This window comes from Streptomyces sp. NPDC097129, assembly GCF_055668065.1.
Window position 1 is genome coordinate 1 of record NZ_JBVOQE010000025.1, and the last position, 17,184, is coordinate 17,184.

At 67.2% G+C, this 17,184-nt stretch carries 10 protein-coding genes and 1 pseudogene; 10 read left to right on the forward strand and 1 reads right to left on the reverse strand.

Translation table 11 applies throughout. From position 1 onward, the window contains the following. Both AC0B9F_RS36985 and AC0B9F_RS36990 read left to right on the forward strand, forming a co-directional pair. Window positions 1-249, forward strand: a 249-nt coding sequence (locus tag AC0B9F_RS36985) for a transposase (protein WP_472010087.1), incomplete at its 5' end; no start/stop codon positions are given. 226 nt (window positions 250-475) lie between these two features. Beyond that, the gene (locus AC0B9F_RS36990) at window positions 476-832 is read left to right on the forward strand and encodes a hypothetical protein (protein ID WP_472010089.1); all 357 of its coding nucleotides are present in this window, start codon (window positions 476-478) and stop codon (window positions 830-832) included. A 39-nt stretch (window positions 833-871) separates the two neighbouring features. Here the strand turns inward: AC0B9F_RS36990 and AC0B9F_RS36995 are convergent, their stop codons facing one another. Next, on the reverse strand, window positions 872-1,531 hold the full coding sequence (locus AC0B9F_RS36995) for a hypothetical protein (protein ID WP_472010091.1): 660 nt from the start codon (window positions 1,529-1,531) through the stop codon (window positions 872-874). Between the two features lie 142 nt (window positions 1,532-1,673). Between AC0B9F_RS36995 and AC0B9F_RS37000 the strand changes: the two genes are divergently transcribed. The 8 genes and pseudogenes from AC0B9F_RS37000 to AC0B9F_RS37035 all read left to right on the forward strand — a co-directional run bounded on the left by AC0B9F_RS37000 (window position 1,674) and on the right by AC0B9F_RS37035 (window position 17,147). Then, the gene (locus AC0B9F_RS37000) at window positions 1,674-1,886 is read left to right on the forward strand and encodes a hypothetical protein (protein WP_472010093.1); all 213 of its coding nucleotides are present in this window, start codon (window positions 1,674-1,676) and stop codon (window positions 1,884-1,886) included. 730 nt (window positions 1,887-2,616) lie between these two features. Then, a pseudogene (locus tag AC0B9F_RS37005) lies at window positions 2,617-2,706 on the forward strand (ectoine synthase); the annotation flags it as partial. 226 nt (window positions 2,707-2,932) lie between these two features. Next, complete coding sequence (locus AC0B9F_RS37010) at window positions 2,933-5,842, forward strand: Tn3 family transposase (protein WP_472010095.1); 2,910 nt, start codon at window positions 2,933-2,935, stop codon at window positions 5,840-5,842. A 1,080-nt stretch (window positions 5,843-6,922) separates the two neighbouring features. Next, window positions 6,923-7,375 carry a MarR family transcriptional regulator gene (locus AC0B9F_RS37015; protein ID WP_472010097.1) on the forward strand — a complete coding sequence of 151 codons (453 nt, stop codon included), beginning with the start codon at window positions 6,923-6,925 and terminating at the stop codon, window positions 7,373-7,375. Next, a complete protein-coding gene (locus tag AC0B9F_RS37020) occupies window positions 7,372-7,683 on the forward strand; it encodes a replication initiation protein, RepL2 (RefSeq protein WP_472010099.1) in 312 nt (103 codons plus the stop codon). Before AC0B9F_RS37015 ends, AC0B9F_RS37020 begins: the two co-directional genes overlap by 4 nt. Window positions 7,684-8,952: 1,269 nt before the next feature. Beyond that, entirely contained in the window at window positions 8,953-9,984 is a 1,032-nt protein-coding gene (locus AC0B9F_RS37025; protein ID WP_472010101.1) for a hypothetical protein, read from the forward strand. A 287-nt stretch (window positions 9,985-10,271) separates the two neighbouring features. After that, window positions 10,272-10,424 (forward strand): hypothetical protein, encoded by a 153-nt coding sequence (locus AC0B9F_RS37030; protein WP_472010103.1) that lies wholly within the window; start codon window positions 10,272-10,274, stop codon window positions 10,422-10,424. Window positions 10,425-10,829: 405 nt separating this feature from the next. Further along, window positions 10,830-17,147 (forward strand): RHS repeat domain-containing protein, encoded by a 6,318-nt coding sequence (locus AC0B9F_RS37035; protein ID WP_472010105.1) that lies wholly within the window; start codon window positions 10,830-10,832, stop codon window positions 17,145-17,147. Window positions 17,148-17,184: the final 37 nt, after the last annotated feature.

A 17,184-nucleotide genomic window follows, 5' to 3' on the forward strand; every position in this document is an offset into this window, starting at 1 on the left:
GGCTACGACCACGACAAGTACCGCCGGCTTCTGCGGCAGCGCGGTATCCGGCCTGCGATCGCCGAGCGTGGACAGCCGCACGGCACGGGTCTGGGCACCTTCCGCTGGGTCGTGGAGCGGACGATCTCCTGGCTGCACGGCTTTCGCCGCCTGAGGATCCGCTGGGAACGACGCGACGACATCCACGAGGCCTTCCTCGGCCTCGCCGCCTGCCTGATCACCCATCGGCACGTCCAGAGGCTTTGTTAGGGCCAGTTAGCCCCATCTCCCGTAACTGCCGCCTGGTGACGAGCCCTTCGGGCACCATGCTGCGGTCGTACTCGGAAACCAGCGGGTTCGCAGAATCTGAAGGCTGGTGGGTCGGAAACGCACTGGCGGAGGGTGGCCAACGCCCGGGGAAGCACGCGGGTTCACCTGGGGTGACGGCTTCGGCTGGGCTCGGCTGGTGTCAGTGGGCTGTGAAAGCCTCGCGGGCATGAGTTACGACTTGGCTGTTTGGGAAGGCGAAAGACCAGCTGACGACAAGACTGCTGGCCGGGTCTTTAACGATCTTTACGACCGCCTCATCGAGACGGAGTCGGACGAGCCTCCGAGTGAACGCATCCGGGACTATGTCGCCGGGCTCCTCAAGCGCTGGTGCGACCTGACCGAAGACGAGGACGACACCTCGCCGTGGTCAACCGGTCCGTTGATTGGCGAGGCCCGTGGCTCACTGATCTACTTCCCGATGCGCTGGAGCATGGCTGAGGAGGCATCCGGCTTCGCAGCTGACCTTGCGCAGTCCATGGGCCTGGTCTGCTTCGATCCTCAGCTGAACAAGCTCAGGCCTTAACGATCTCGGTCGGTTCGCCACCACCGGAGGTAACGGCGCCTATGCCTGGGTGGGGTCGATCGCGAAGCGTTCGGGGTGGGCGGTGCGGACGTAGTGGATCGCGGTGTAGGAGGTGATCCCGAACAAGCGCATCAACCTGACAGGGTCAGCGGTCTCCTGCGCTTCGTCCAGGAACCGGTCCTGTCGGAGCTGGGTGAAGTTGATGCCGATGCGGTCGCGGAGCGATTTGAAGTTGGAGATTCCCACGGACGGGCGGTCGATGTGCAGTGCGGTGAGAGGGCTGACTATCAGGTAGGGGTTGGTGCTCAGTGGCCATCTGCGATGACGTTCGGTCATCCAGTCCTTGACAGGTTGCAGGGCAAAGTCGTCAAGGCAGATCTCATGATCGAGCCGGTCTGGCCTGCGGATTCGTAGTCGTCCTGCGGACCGGTTGAGGTCGTCGAGGAGGATTTCGGCGACCTGCTTGGGACGAACCGCGTAGACGGCCATCAGGACGAGAGCGAGTCTGTCTTTGGCGCCGCCGGCCTGGTTCAGCAGTCCTTTGAGCCGGTCGGACGGAATAGGTCGGGGGACCCTGACCGGGGTGGTGAGATGCACGTTCCTGGCTGAATCGCGGAAGAGTCGGCGCTCGCGTCGCAGGGCTCGGAACAGCAAGCGCAATGAGGTGAACACCGAGTAGTTGACGGCCGCTGCCTTCACCTCCGGTCACTTCGCTGAGCGAGGCGAGGTGCTCCCAGACACCGAGGACGGCCACGACGTAAAGGGTGTAGCCGCGGATGGTGCCCCAGCCCATGGGCGGCGAGGGGCGCTTGCCGCAGCCCCGGAGTACCGCTATCCAGGTGTGGAGATCAGCCTGGAACTGGGCTGGTGCCTGGTCCACCCATCGCCGGACCGATGCCTCGTGGGTGCCGATGGCGTCCGAGTCAAGCGCCAGCATGCCTTTGGTCTGCAGGAATCCGGCGACCCGGACGGTGTTGTAGTGCGGGGAGAGATCACCGACGCCCACGACGTCGCGCTCGAGGATGGTAGATCTGGCGCCGAGCGTTCGAGCTGAGCGGGGTCGATCAGGTGCCGGGGCCAGTAGCGAAGCTCTGCCCGGCGCTGTTGAGCCTGCCGGTCCCGCGCGTTGTTGAGGTCACGGCCGGTTTTGTTGACGTAGATATCGACATCGCCACCGAACCACAGCTGGTCAGGGATCGGGGCGTCGGCCAGCGTCTGCTCCAGCTCGACCACGCGGCCGCCCGCGAGACCGCCCAAAAGCGCGGTGACAGCGAGGTTCGGATGCCTCGCCGCCGCCAGCAGCCGGTCGTGCGGCGTGACGGGCGCGAGCCGAGTGGGTCCGCCGCACTGCTGCAGGGCCTGGCGGACGAGCGGGCCACTGACCCCGAGTTCTCTGGGCTGGGGACCATCGCCGCATACGCAGGGAGCAGGCGGTGTCATGGACGACCGCAGCCGGGTGGGAGGGACATCCCCGCGTGCACCGGGAGCAGCGGGTACAGCAACCCACTCGCCTGCGGCTGCCCGGGACCACCCCCGCGGACGCGGGGAGCAGGACCGGCTCGCACTGCGGGTCAGCGACCGCGAGGGACCATCCCCGCACCCGCGGGGATGATCCCGAGCACGTCCAGCGACGTCGTCGGGACGCCAGTCCGTGACGTCGAAGAGGTGGGTCAGGTGCTGCGAAGGACACGTCGGCGGTGGATCGCTGCATGGCTTCGTCGGTCGGTGGGGGAGGCCGGTGTGTTCTCACGCCTCCGCCGAGAGGCCGGGTTCAGCCGACCAAGGTCTGCGTGTTCAACCCACCGGTCACCGGCCGCGAGGACCACGACGAGAACGGCGTCTACCCCTTGCTCACCGAGGAGGCCACCGCATGACCGCGCCGGCTTCCCTTACCACCACCAGCCGGGCCCGCCCTGAATACCGGACGCCGCGTGTCGAGGACGCGCAGGCCATGTGGCAGATGGTGCATGAGTCGGGGTCTGAGGAACATCAGTGTCAGATCGTGCGCTAAGGGTTCTCCGACCGGTTGGGGCTTTGACCTGGGGTGATTGAGCGGCGGAGCCTTCGAGGGTCGCTGTTGTCGATCTTCGGAGAGCTGTTGTGGCGGTCGAGTTCCTGACGGACGAGCAGGCGGCCCGGTATGGGTCGTTTCACGAGGCGCCCTCGCGGGCGGAGCTGGAGCGGTACTTCTTCCTGGACGACGCGGACCGGGAGGCGGTGCAGGCCAAGCGCCGGGCCCACAACCGGCTCGGGTTCGCGGTCCAGCTCACGAGCGTGCGGTTTCTGGGCCGGTTTATGCCGGACCCGCGGCAGGTGCCGGCGGGGGTGGCCGAGTACCTGGCCGAGCAGTTGGAGATCGCGGACGCCTCGTGCCTGAAGCTGTACGGCGAGCGGGACGGTACGGCCCGTACACATGCCGGGGAGATTCAGGAGTCCGGAGGCTGGCGGGACTTCGCCGAGGTCCGAGACGAGCTGGTGGTCTGGCTGGACGCGCGGGCTTGGACAACCGGGGACGGGCCGAAGGCGTTGTTCGATGCGGCGGCGGGCTGGCTGCGCGAAGGGCGGGCGCTGCTGCCGGGAGCGAGACGCCTGGCCCGGCTGGTGGGCACGGTGCGGGAAGCGGCGAACCAGCGGCTGTGGGACACGCTGTACGAGCTGCTGAACGTCGGTCAGCGGGCGGTGCTGGACTCACTGCTGACCGTGCCGCCCGGCGAGCGGGTCTCGGAGCTGGACCGGCTGCGACGCGGTCCGGTACGGGTGTCGGGCCCGCAGATGAAGTGGTCGCTCCAGCGGGCGGAGGAGATCGCGGCCCTCGGCATGGGGGACCTGGACACGTCGGCGATCCCGCCCCGACGGTTGGCGGAGCTGTCCCGGTACGGCGTGGACGGAAAAGCATCGCTGCTGCGCCGCCACGGCGATTCCCGCCGATTGGCGACGCTGCTGGCCACGACGGTCTACCTGACGACCCGGGCCGTCGACGACGCGCTCGACCTCCTGGAGGTGCTGATCGCGACGAAGCTGCTGGCCAAGGCCGAGCGCGAGACCGTCAAGGAGAAGATGAAGACGCTGCCGCGCGTGGAACGGGCCTCAGCGAAGCTGGCAACCGCGTTCCAGGTCGTGTTCGACACCACGAGCGAGCTGGCGGACGAGGCGTGGCGGTCCATACTGGTCAGCCGGTTCGGCACCGTACGGCCGTTCCTCAAGCTCCTGGTCGCGGTCGTCGACTTCGGCGCCACCCCCGAGGGCGAGGCCGTGCTGGACGCACTCAAGTCGCTGCCGGATCTCCTGGGTCGCAAGAAGGTCGGCCCGGCCGAGATCGACACCGGCCTGCTGGTCGGTTCATGGCGGCGCCTGGTGCTCTCGGCACCCCACCTGGAGCCAGGCACGGTGGACTGGAAGGCGTACACCTTCTGTGTCCTGGAGCAGCTGCACCGGATGCTGCGAAGCAAGCAGGTGTTCGCGAAGAACTCCTCCAAGTGGGGTGACCCACGAGCGAAGCTGCTGGCTGGTGAGGCCTGGGAGCAGGCCAGGCCGACCGTGTTGGCCTCGCTCGGACTGCCCGGGGAGGCTGGTGAGCATCTGGCCGCGCGGGCTGCGCTGCTGGACGGCACGTACCGGGAGGTCGCTGGGCGCCTGCCGGACAACACGCAGATCGTCTTCGACGACGACGGCCGGCTGCACTTCGCCGCGCTGGAGCCGGAGCCCGAACCGGCCTCCCTGCTCGATCTGCGGGCTGCGGTGAACGCGATGCTGCCCCGCGTGGACCTGCCCGAGGTGCTGCTGGAGGTCTTCTCCTGGACCGGCGCCGACCAGGCGTTCACCTCGGTCACCGGCGGCGAGGCCCGCCTGAGGGACCTACACGTCACGATCGCCGCGTTGCTCGTCGCCCACGGCTGCAACGTCGGCTACACCCCCGCGATCGGCGGGGTCGACGCGCTGAAGTACGGGCGGCTCTCCCACGTCGACCAGACCTACCTGCGGCTCGCAACCTACCGGGCCGCGAACGCGACCCTGATCGAGCACCAGGCGTCCATCGGCCTCGCCCAGGCGTGGGGCGGTGGGCTCGTGGCATCGGTGGACGGGATGCGGTTCGTCGTACCGGTGCCGAGCGTGTACGCGCGGCCGAACCCGAAGTACTTCGGACGCCGGGGCGGCGCCACCTGGCTCAACATGATCAACGACCCAGCCGCCGGGCTCGGCGGGAAGGTTGTGGCCGGCACCCCGCGCGACTCCCTGTACGTGCTGGACGTCCTCTACGACCGCGACGGCGGCAAGCGCCCGGAGATGATCGTCACCGACACCGCGAGCTACAGCGACATCGTCTTCGGGCTGCTCACGCTCGCCGGGTTCGCCTACGCGCCGCAGCTGGCGGACCTGCCGGATCAGAAGATGTGGCGCATCGACCGTGCCGCCGACTACGGGGCCTTCCAGGACGCGGCCCGCGGCCGGGTCGACCTCGCCCGTATCGAGCGGCACTGGGAGGACATCCTGCGGATCATCGGCTCCATCCACACCGGAGCCGTCCGCGCCTACGACGTGATCCGGATGCTGTCGCGCGACGGGCGTCCCACGCCGCTGGGGGACGCGATCGCCCACTACGGGCGGATCGCCAAGACCCTGCACATTTTGCGCCTGGCCGACGAGCCCGGCTACCGCCGCCAGATAAAGGTGCAGGCCAACCTCCAGGAGGGCCGCCACGCGCTCGCCCGGAAGATCTTCCACGGCCGGGCCGGGCAGCTCTACCAGCGCTACCAGGACGGCATGGAGGACCAGATCGGCGCCCTCGGCCTGGTCCTCAACGCCCTCGTGCTGTTCAACACCCGCTACATAGACGCCGCCGTCACCCAGCTCCGTGCAGACGGCTTCAACGTCCGTGACGAGGATGTGGCGCGCCTCTCACCGTTCGTCCGGCACCACATCAACATGCTCGGGCGGTACTCATTCCAGCTTCCCAACCTGCCCAGCGGGATGCGGTCTCTGCGCGACAGGGACGCTACTGAGGAGGGGTGAGTTCGCCTGAGTATGCGGCTCGACACGCGGCCTGGCTGCCGGACAGTCCGCATTCAGGATGCGTTCAAACCCTCTGTGCCACGGTCGAGGATCTCGGCTGCCGCGGGCGGGCCGCTCATCTGGCAGGGCGCTCGCATTCGTCCGGACAGGAGACGTTTCAGCTGGAAAATCCGGAGGTTCTCACCGACCTCGACGTGGCGGACACGTCGAGTACAAGCGCCTCCTGCCGTCCTTACCGAGGTCCTTCCAGTGATCAAAGCTGCGTCATCCTGCTCACAATAGATGCTGGTGGGCGGATCTTTGAGTTGGCAGCAGGGCCGAGGGCAACCGACTGTGTTGGTTGAACTGCGGCTCTTCGCGCCTACGGTCGGCGCATCCTCGGCCCCTGGCGGGCCTGCGGTGCACCGAGGGGCGTGACGATGGTCGGGCGGCCGCGGCTCGAGAGGGGCTTGAGAGCAGCACGGTTAAGGGCGTCGAGGGCTGATGGAGGCACACGTGACGGGTGCTTGGTCAGCCGCCTGTGCGTTGTGGCGTGCTTTCGTCGGCTGAGGAGGTGGTGGCAAAGGAGGTTGCTCCGTCGATGGGTAGGAGGCAGCGCGCGTTGGGTGCGCCCCAGGACCCGTGCTGAGCAACGTCGCGCGCGATCGCGCTGCGCGGCACGGTGTGTGGGTGGGAGCTGCCGCCGGTGATGGCATGTCCTACTGCCAAAGAGGGCGCTGCCCCCACCAGGGTTGTGACCTGCGGTGACTGTGAATCTTGGGGGATCTGACGATCTGGCACCCGGTTCTGGGCAACGTGTACCCGGTTTAGAGAGTCATGGCAGGAAGCTTTGAGAGCCTGAGTGCTGCTGCTTGGAGAACCGATACAACGTCTGAAGGATCTGACCTGATTGACGTCAGGTTCATGAGCCGGCTCGTTCCTGAGTAGGTGTGATGGCCGGAGCGCGTCGACGCCAGGTTGAGCGACACGCCCTGAGAGCGGACTACATGAACTCTATGCTCATGTACGTTAAGTTGATCTGGTCGGCCTCAGGGCCGTACTCATCGACGTTGAGGACATGCCCAGCCACGGAGGGCCCGATTGGGAGCAGTACGCAGACTGGTCGATGCCGACACCGGCGAGGCCATCCCTTATGCGCCCTATGCCTTCTCGGGCGAGCACATTCAGGTCGACAAGGCCCGAGTCGAAGCCATCACCGAGAGCAAGGAATTCACCCCCAGCCAGAAGTTCATGGTGCTGTGGTGGATCGGAGTCTCTCCCGCAGGCATGGAACCCCTCAGGGCGACCGGTGCGGACATCGCCAAGAAGGTCGGGATGACCGCCGACGCGGTAGGCAAGATCAACCGGAAGCTACTCAAACGGCGCATCCTGGTCGAACGCGGACGCATCGGTAACTACCGGCTCTACCGGATCAGCCCGTACATCGCATTCCACGGGACCGGCATCGAGCAACGGGAAGCGATCAAGACGTGCAACCCGCCGGACATCCCCGGCTTCGACAACACGGTCCATTCGCGGTGGGAGGCCCGGTGAACAACGACGACAAGCACAAACTCCTGGACATTCTCCAGCGCACGGCCGGCATGACCGCCAACCAACGGCTGGTCGTCATGCTCTACGCCATGCACCCCACCGACCGCGCCGGCGCCGTCGTCGATACTGGCGCCAACCTCGCAAAACTCGTCGGCATGTCTCCGACCGTCTTCTCCCGTACCCGGCGCCAGGTCGTCGAGGCCGGGTGGCTCGAGGAGACCGAGCGGCTGGCCCACATCAGCTACTACCGGCTCAGCGCCAAGTGCACTGGTGAAGAAGTCGTCGTTCCTCTGCGACGAGCAACCTGACACTGTTCGTGAAGCCGACCTCATGTACGTGAGGTCAATGAGTACCGGTCTCGAGGCAGGTACTCATTGACCTCACGTACATGAGGTACCGGTTGCGGCGAGGGCCTGCGCCGCAGCGGACTGGGAAAGACAGGTGGCGGTGGTGGCGGTCGTGCGCGCACCCGATGTGTCCGGTCGTCAGGGCATTCGCACTTGGTGGTACGGGCTGCCGGTCGCTTACCAGGTGGCGCCGGCGACCGGTTTCGTCGCCGCTCTGTTCACTCCACGTCAGCGGTGTGCGTCAGAGGTCATGGCGCGGATGGCGAGCCGCCCATTGACGTTTGTGCGTGGTCGCCAAGTCATCGGCCATCGTCTCCAGCACGCTCAGCAGGCGGCGGGCTTGGCGGACGAGTACAGCGCAGTCGTCGTGGGTCTCCATCCCGGCCGCGGTCAGGTGAGGCATCGACATCGGGCCATCCCCGCAAATGCGGGAGCAGGTGGTGGTGAGCTCGATCGTACGAAGCTCGCCCCCCCCGGACGCGGGGGACCCGTTGAGGGGCATGCGGATCTCTCGCAAGGACATGCCCATCAGCCGATTCAACTCCAGAGCTGGCACTCAGGCCCAGATCCTGATCACGCTGGCCGGGGCCGGTCCGGGAGCGACGGCCCTGCCCTGAGCGTCGATCTGGCGGGGACCTGCCCAGGTCGGGCTGCTGTTATGCGGCAAGAAGGAACGCCAGGATGCACATGGTGATCACAGAAAGCAGGGTGAATGCCTGGTATTTCCGAGGGGACTCATATCGTGTCCTCTTCGTCCCGTTTCGCATCTCTTCGCCGTACTGAAGGAAAGGCCTCCTGAAGGGGAGAAGCCCGATCGCCAGACCGGTCCATGCGAAGGAGTACAGCACCAGGTGATGGCGCACCATCAGTAGCGACGGGCGGTCCAGACGCTTGTCGACGGGCCGGAGGCTGCAGGGCCGCGTCGACGGCGACCTGGGCGTGGAACGCCTGGCCGTCCTCTCCCAGCACCTCAAACGCGACGCTCCAGCCGCAGCGTTCGGGACCATCCCCGGCACGTCCGCAAGGGCGAACACCGGTTCGCCGAGGCGCAACGAGCGTTCGCCCGCACCAGAAAGGCTCAGCACGGCGAGACAAGGCACGGTGCCGGGTGGCCCGACTGCACCACGCTGCTCGTGGAGACGGGGCGGGCCCATACAGGGCTTGAGCGGGCGACAGTTGACCGACCGAGATGATCGGCCGGTTGTCAGTGACGCTTCTTATGCTGACGCCATGGAGATCACCAAGCGGACACTTGTGGAGGCCTGGCAGCGGACGGCCGCCGGACACGCCCTGCTCCACGAGGTCGAGCTGCCACCCGTGGCACTCTCAGACGACGAGCTGCAGGCGTGTGCCGAGCGCGCTAAGGAGGCGGAGAACGGCAGCCTGTGTCTGCTACTGGACGAAGACGGCACAGTGCGTGGCCATCACGGCCCCTACCGGGAAGTTTTTGCGACCAGAGACCTTGAACAGGTGCTTTACCTGATCGCCGAGGCCGCGATGGGCCGGCACGGCGACAGCCCCGAGGAGACGGCAGTCGCGCTGGACCGGATCGATCCGGCCTGGGGCAGGCGGTTCCGCAGTGGCGGCCTGAACGACACGGGGACGGTCGAGGAGTGCGGGCGCGACCCGCTGGAGGGGCTCGCCTGGATAGCCGGGTCCTGGCGTGAGCAGGATCCGTACACGACGCTCGCCTTCTTCCGCGCGGCGCCCGGGCAACCCGTCGACGCCGAGCGGCTGGCCTTGCTGTACGGGGCCGACCCCGCGCAGATCGCAGCCGGTACGCGCCTGAAGGACCTGCAGGCATTGGACAGCGGCCGGGCCCACTGGGACCGACAGTGGGAGAGCTGCTGCTTCGGGCAGGCGGGCGGCTGGACGTTCCTGCTGCACCACGACACCCCGCCGGGGTCCTTCGCCGACAAGGAGGCGTACTCCGCGCTCGGGATCAAGGAGAGCGTCTGGCTGACCGCCACCTCCGCGAAGGCCATCTACACCTTGGACTACATGCGGGACGGCCGCCGCGTCGACGACGACTGGGGCGTGCTGGAGCTGATCTGGTACGAGCGCGGTCGTGCCCCGTATCGGCGGGGCGGCGAGCTGGACTTCCTCAACCAGGCACTGCGACGTGCCGAGCTGGATCACCCCGAACTGACCAGCACGTTTGAGCTGTACTTCCACGCCTTGGAGGAGTCCCTCGGTCTGCGTCTGCCGCGCCGGGACTTTGCGGAGGGGGAGGTGCGGGCCGCGTATTGGGCCGAGGAATAGGGGTGAGTGCGGCGAGGGGGCGCTCATGGAGCGTCATTCAGCAGGCCCACACGAACCGCGATGCCAAGGACCGGGCGGCGCTCGCCATGCTGGCCCGTTTCGCCAGCGTCGCTCCGCCCGGCCAGATGCCGGCGCAGACGGCCGAGCGCCTGGTGTGCCCGGCATGCTGACGGAGACCATTGAGCAGCGCCTGCTGAAGGCCCTCGCGGACGGGCGGGGGCCAGGTACTGAGCGGGAGGAGGAGGCGCTGCGCCCGGGCCGGTGCGGGACGGCTGCGCTACCGCGACATGACCCTGCTGCTCAACGCCGTCAGCGAGGCTTGGAACCGCGTCTGGAAGGCCGTCGGCCAGGGGGGCGGTGTGGCGTCGTTGGCGTTGGCGCCTGTGGTGGTGACCTTGATCGGGATGTCCTTCCCCTCGCAGACGTCGAGACGTGCCTGAGTGGCGGGAATTCCACAATCACATCGATAAGATATGACAAAGCTTTCCTCTACAGTCTTACCCAGAAGCAGAGTTACACATTTCGTTTCCATACCCCTCGCATAACTTCTGACTCGGCGTCACGTGCGGTTTAGTGCTCCGTAACTGATCCATAGCAGTCAAATGGTCATGCCGCCAATCACTGTCCGTATTCATTTCTGCGTGTTGAGTAATGGTCTCGTCTTCACGGTTTCCTCATCCGTGCAGGTCACAGGGCTGGCTGCGTTTCCCTACTGGAATGATCGCGTCCGCATTCGGCATGAGCCAGTGCGGTGGTTGGTATGTCCCTGAGTAGAGAGACCGCTCGTGCGATCGAAGAGGTTCCAGGGGGGATTCATGTCCCCTCCTATGTTGCGGTGGGGGGCGGTGGTGGTGAGCGGCGCGCTTTCGGCGGGCATGCTCACTTTCGTTGCCCCAGCTTCGGCCTCGGCCGCTGCGTCTAGTCAGTTGGGCCCGGCTGAGGCGCAGGACGAGGCGTCGGCGCTGCTGATGGCGCGGCTGCAAGGCCGGCAGGTTGAGGTGCTGGGGGATCGGACGGATGCGTCGCAGACGTTCGCGAACCCGTCTGGGGCGTTGACGCTGCAGGCTTACGCCACCCCGCGGTGGGTGAAGCGCGACGGCGTGTGGCAGGGCTTGGACGCGACGCTGACGGCGGACGCGTCGGGTGACGTGGTTCCGGTGATGTCGGAGGCGCCGCTGGTGCTCTCCGGTGGTGGCACGGGTCCGTTGCTCCATATGACGGTCAACGGCAAGCAGATGACGTTGACGTGGCCCAACGCGCTGCCGAAGCCGACGTTGTCCGGAGCGACCGCGACGTATCCGGATGTGCTGGCGTCAGGTGTGGACCTGCAGGTGACGGCCGATGTCACCGGGGGTGTCGAGGAGACGCTGGTGGTGAAGAACGCCGCCGCCGCCTCGGATCCCGCGCTGGAGGACCTGTCTCAGCAGATGTCCTTGAGCCGAGGCACAGTGCTGGACGCGGACGCGGGCGGCAACGTGACCGTGAAGGACGCGGGCGGCAACCTGCTGATCAACTCGCCGGCACCGATGATGTGGGACTCGGCCACCACGACCGACGTGGCCACCGGGACGGACAGTGCATCGCCGACCGCTTCGGCGTCCTCGACGACCGCGGGCGGCGTGCAGGCTGCGGGCTTCGTAGCGGTCGCGTATACCGCGCAGAAGGCGCCTGCCGGCTCGAAGTCCACGGTGCACGGTCCGGGTTCTCGGGCGCACACCGCGCGGGTGAAGGTGAGCTTGAAGAAGAACAAGCTGCACCTGGCCGCGGACAAGTCTTTGCTGACGGCCAAGAACACTGTTTTCCCGGTGTACGTGGACCCGGCCTATGTGCCGCACACCGCGGGGGGGACGAAGCTGCACTTCGACGAGGTGCAGCAGGCGTATCCGACCACGTCGAACTACGACAAGTCGCAGTCCAGTGGTAACGGCGCCGGCTACCAGGGTTTCTCGTCTCCTTCGGGGATCGAGCGCAGCTACTACAACCTGAGCGTCCCGTCGGCCATCTACGGCGCGATCATCCAGTCGGCGACGCTGAACACCACCGTCACGTATGCGGCGGCGTCGGGGTCACACTCGACGACGGTGAACGCGTACTCGACGTGCGCGATCTCGGCGTCGACGACTTGGAACAGCCAGCCGTGCCATGACTCGGCGGCGAACCCCAACTATCCCAGCCCGAACACGTCCAAGGCGTTCACCACCACGAGCCAGTCGCCGAACCTGGCAGTGGGCTTCGATGTGACCGCGGGCATGCAGAAGATCGCGGACATCAGCAACAGCAACTGGACGATGGAGCTGGCCAACGCCAGTGAGTCCAACAGCGCCGACCTGGTGCGGTTCGGCAACAGCCCGACGTTCTCCATCACCTACAACCACCGGCCGTCCAAGCCCGCCCAGGTCGCTCCGGCCAGCGGTGCGGCCACCAACGACAGCACCCCGACGCTGCAGGGGACGGCGACGGACGCGGACAACGACACGGTCGCCCAGGAGTTCCAGATCGACAAGACCGACGGCAGCACCGTCGTCGCGTCGGGCTGGTCGTCCTACGTTGACTCCGGCGCGACCGCATCCTGGACCCCCGGCACCGCGCTGGCGGACGGTGCCTATGAGTGGCACTCGTCCTCGTACGACGGCCACAACTGGTGGAGTCCGAACGGCGACTGGACGGCCTGGCGCACGTTCACCGTCGACACCAAGGCGCCCACGAACACGGCTGTGTCGTCCAGTGCGTACCCGGCGGGGGCCTGGTCTGGAACGCCGGATTCCAGCGGCAACTTCACCGGCTCGTTCACGTTCACCCCGCCCAGCAGCGATGTGGCAAGCGTGGTGTGGCAGCTGGACGACGACACCGCCACCACCACCGCGACCACCGGTGCGGCGGTCACCAAGTCGCTGACGTTCAAGGCTGGCAAGCACACCGTCACGGCGAAGACCAAGGACGCCGCCGGCAACCTCGCCGCTGGCACCAGCTATACCTTCTACGCCGGATCCGGCGCCTCGCTGACCGCCCCCGGTCCTGGAGAGCGCCCGGCCAGCCGCGTGGGTCTGATGGCGCAGGGCAAGACCACTTACACCGGGGTCACCTACCAGTACCGGGTGGGTGAAACCGACTCCTGGCACGACGTTCCCGTCGCCAACGTCACCAAGAAGTCCGACGGCTCCATCCTCGGCTCCTGGCCGCTTCCGGTCACGGGCGGTGTCCCGGCCGCGTTGACATGGAACGTCACCGACACCCTGGCCGCCGACGGACCGGTGGATGTACGGGCGCTGTTTACCGACGGGACCACGACCGACGGGTCGCCCGCGACCACGATCACCGTGGACCGCAACGCGGGTACCGCACCGCAGCTTTCGGCGGGCCCGGCGTCGGTGAACGCGCTGACCGGAGACGCGTCGCTATCGGCCACCGACGCTTCCGCGTTCGATATGACCGTCACCCGCTCCGCCAGCTCACGGCGTCCGGCGAATGGGTCCGCTCAGACGGGGCAGGTGGCGATCTTCGGTCCCCAGTGGACCGCAGGCACCACCGCCGAGGTCTCCGACTCCGACTGGTCCTACCTGACCCAGACCTCGACCACCTCAGTGGCCCTGGTCGATGCGGACGGCGACCCGACCGGCTTCACCTCCACCTCTGCGGGCGGCTGGAAGCCGGAACCCGGCGCGGAGGACCTGACCCTGACCGGCTCCCTCACGGGGTCGTTCACGCTGAAGACCTCGGACGGCACCACCACGGTGTTCACCAAGCCCTCCAGCGCGACCACCTGGCAGGTCACCAGCACCTACCTGCCCACCACCAACTCCACCACCACGGTTGTCCCGGACGCCGTGCAGAGCGGCGGCAAGGTCCGCCCCAAGTACGTCATCGCGCCCACCAGCGCCGTGACCGCCGCCACCTGCCAGACCACGCCCTCCACCAAGGGCTGCAGGATGCTGGAGTACGTCTACGCCACCAGCACCACGGCCACCCCGATCACACCGGGCGACTTCGTCGGCCAGGTCTCGCAAATCAAGTTGTGGTCCACCGTCCCCGGCGCCTCGGGGGCGACCCCGACAGTGATCGCCCAGTACGACTACGACACCACCGGTCAGCTCCGCGATGCGTGGGACCCGCGGATCAGCCCCGCGCTGAAGACCAGCTACACCTACGACAGCGCCGGCCGCGTCGCTACCAAAACCGACCCGGGACAGCTGCCGTGGACCTTCACCTACGGCCAGGTCGGCTCCAACTCGGTCGCCGGCCCCGGCATGCTGCTCTCCGTCTCCCGGCCCACGCTGCAGCAGGGCTCGAACACGCAGACCGACGGCGGCACCGCCACCACCAGCGTGGTCTACGGTGTCCCGCTGACCGGGTCCAGCGCCCCGAACGCGATGGGCATCTCGGATGTGGCCGCGTGGGCACAGACAGACGCTCCCACGGACGCGACCGCGGTGTTCCCGGCCGACCAGGTTCCCGCGAGCAATGACGGCACCCAGCTCGGCGCGGACGGCTACGACAAGGCGACGATCACCTACGTCGACGCCTCCGGCCGCGAGGTGAACACCGCCACCCCGGGCGGACACATCACCACCACGGGATACGACCAGTACGGCAACCCCACCTTCCAGCTGACAGCAGGCAACCGGGATCTAGCCCTTGGCAGCCAGCCTGGGCAGATCACCCAGCGTGGCGTGCTGGGTATCGACGGCGAGTCGACTGCAGAGCGGGCCAATGACCTGGCCACCGTGAGTCACTACAACACCTCGCCGGTCGCCGGGGACGCGGACACCGACAAGGACACCGACCCGGCCAACGCCGGTCAGCGCAAGCTGGAGGAGTTCGGACCGATCCACCTGGTCACACTCACCTCAAAGCTGACGGCGGACGCCGGTGGCACCGACCTGCCCGTCGGCACCCAGACGCCGGCTCGGCTGCACACGGTGAACACCTACGACCAGGGCCGACCCACCGACGGCACGGCGACGACGGCCAACCAGGTCACCGCTACCGATGTGGGCGCCGATGTCGACGGCTACACCGCCGACGGTGACGTGCACACCACCACAACCGCCTACGACTGGGCCAAGGGCGTGGTGACCAAGACGGTCACCGACCCGAGCGGGCTGGCAATCACCAAGACCACCGGCTACGACAGCCAGGGCCGCGTAACTTCCACGTCCCTGCCGTTGTCGACCGGGTCGGACGCCGGCACCACGGTGACCACGTACTGGTCCGCGACCGGTACCGGCAGCTGTCAGGGGCGCCCCGAGTGGGCAGACATGCTCTGCCAGACCGGACCGGCGGGCGCGATCACCGGCGGCGGCTCCAACCCAAGCGAGCTGCCGACGAAAACCACCACATACGACCGGTACGGGAATCCCGCCACGGTCACCGAGGTCGCCAACGGGGTCACCCGCACCACCACCACCACCTATGACGCCGGAGGCCGACTGACCACTGCCTCGATCACTGGAGGCACGGGCACTGCCGTCGCAGACACCACGACCACCTACGACCCCGCCACGGGCAACAAGGCCACGGTGACCGCAGGCGGCAAGACCATCGCCTACACCTACGACGCCCTCGGCAGGCAGACTCAGTACACTGACGGCAACGGCGGCGGCAGCACCACTGCCTACCAGGCAAGCGACCGCCCGGCCACAGTCACCTACGCCAACGGCTCCAGCGTCAGCTACACCTACGACAACGCGGGCCGCGTCGCCACGCTCACGGACTCCGTCGCCGGCCAGATCACCGCCGACTACGACTCTGACGGAGCGATGTCCGGCGAGCACATCGGCGGAGTCGATCTGGCCGTCGCCCGCGACCAGGCCGGCCAGCAGACGAGCCGCACCTACACCCGGCACAGCGACAGCACGGACATCACCTCCGATACGGCCGCGTACAACATCCAGGGCCAGCAGATCACCCACTCCGGCGACGCCGGCATCGGATCCGCCCAGGCCTACACGTACGACGCCGCTGGTCGCCTGACCAACGTCGACGACACCGAGGGCGGCACCACCACCCACCGCGCCTACACCTTCGACAAGAACACCAACCGCACCGGCCTGACCAGCACCGTAGACAACCCCAACGGCACCACGGGCACCCCCGTGACCACGGCGTACAGCTACGACACCGCCGACCGCCTTCAGACCCTCGGGGGCACCCCGGTCAGCTACGACGCCTTCGGCCGCACCACCACCCAGGCCGACGGCACCCAGCTCTCCTACTACACCAACGACCTGGTCCAGCAGGAGACCGCCGGCGCAACCCGACAGACCTGGAACCTCGACCCCGCCGGACGCCTCGCATGGTGGACCACCGAGACCAACAGCGGCGGCAGCTGGAGCCAGACCGGCTCCAAGACCAACCACTACGCCGACGACTCGGACAGCCCCGGATGGACAGTCGAGAACAGCAACGGCGACATCACCCGCAACGTCGAGGGCATCGACGGTGACCTCATCGCCACCACCGACGCCACCGGCAACACCGTCCTCCAGCTGACCAATCTCCACGGCGACTGCGTCGTCCAGTACCCTCTGGACACCACCAAGAACCCGACCGTGCAGCTCAACGACGAATACGGCAACCCCATCGCCGGCACCGCCACAAGCCGCTACGACTGGCTGGGAGCCAAGCAACGCTCCGCCGAAACCCCGAGTGGCCTGGTTCTGATGGGTGTTCGTCTCTACAGCTCTCCGACTGGCCGCTTCCTGTCCATCGACCCCGTCTCCGGCGGCAACGCCAATAGCTATGAATACTGCGGCGGCGATCCGGTCAACTGCAGCGACCTGAATGGCAAGTTCAGTCTCTGGGGAGCCGCAAAATACGGCTGGAATCACTGGGGCAGGAAGCACAAGACATTCCTGGTCGGAGTCGGGGCAGGCATCGGTTGCGGATTGACCGGATGGACCGGGGCAGGCCTTACCCTGTGCGCCGTCGCTGGCGCCACCATCGCAGGCGGCCTCGCATATCGCTACAGCCATCGACACAAGCGTCGGACCTACGGCGGCTACTTCGGCTACATGAAGAACGCCTATGCGGGCACAGCATTCGGGCTGGGAATCGGGGGCTCCCTTCGCAATGGTTGGGGCTGGTACGCCAGAAGACGCGCCGCACGGCAAGCAGCCCGATTCGCGCGTGAAGCAGAAGAGCGATTCTACCGGCACTACATGTAGCGCCTAACCTTACGGGGATGCCGCAGCCAATCAGCTG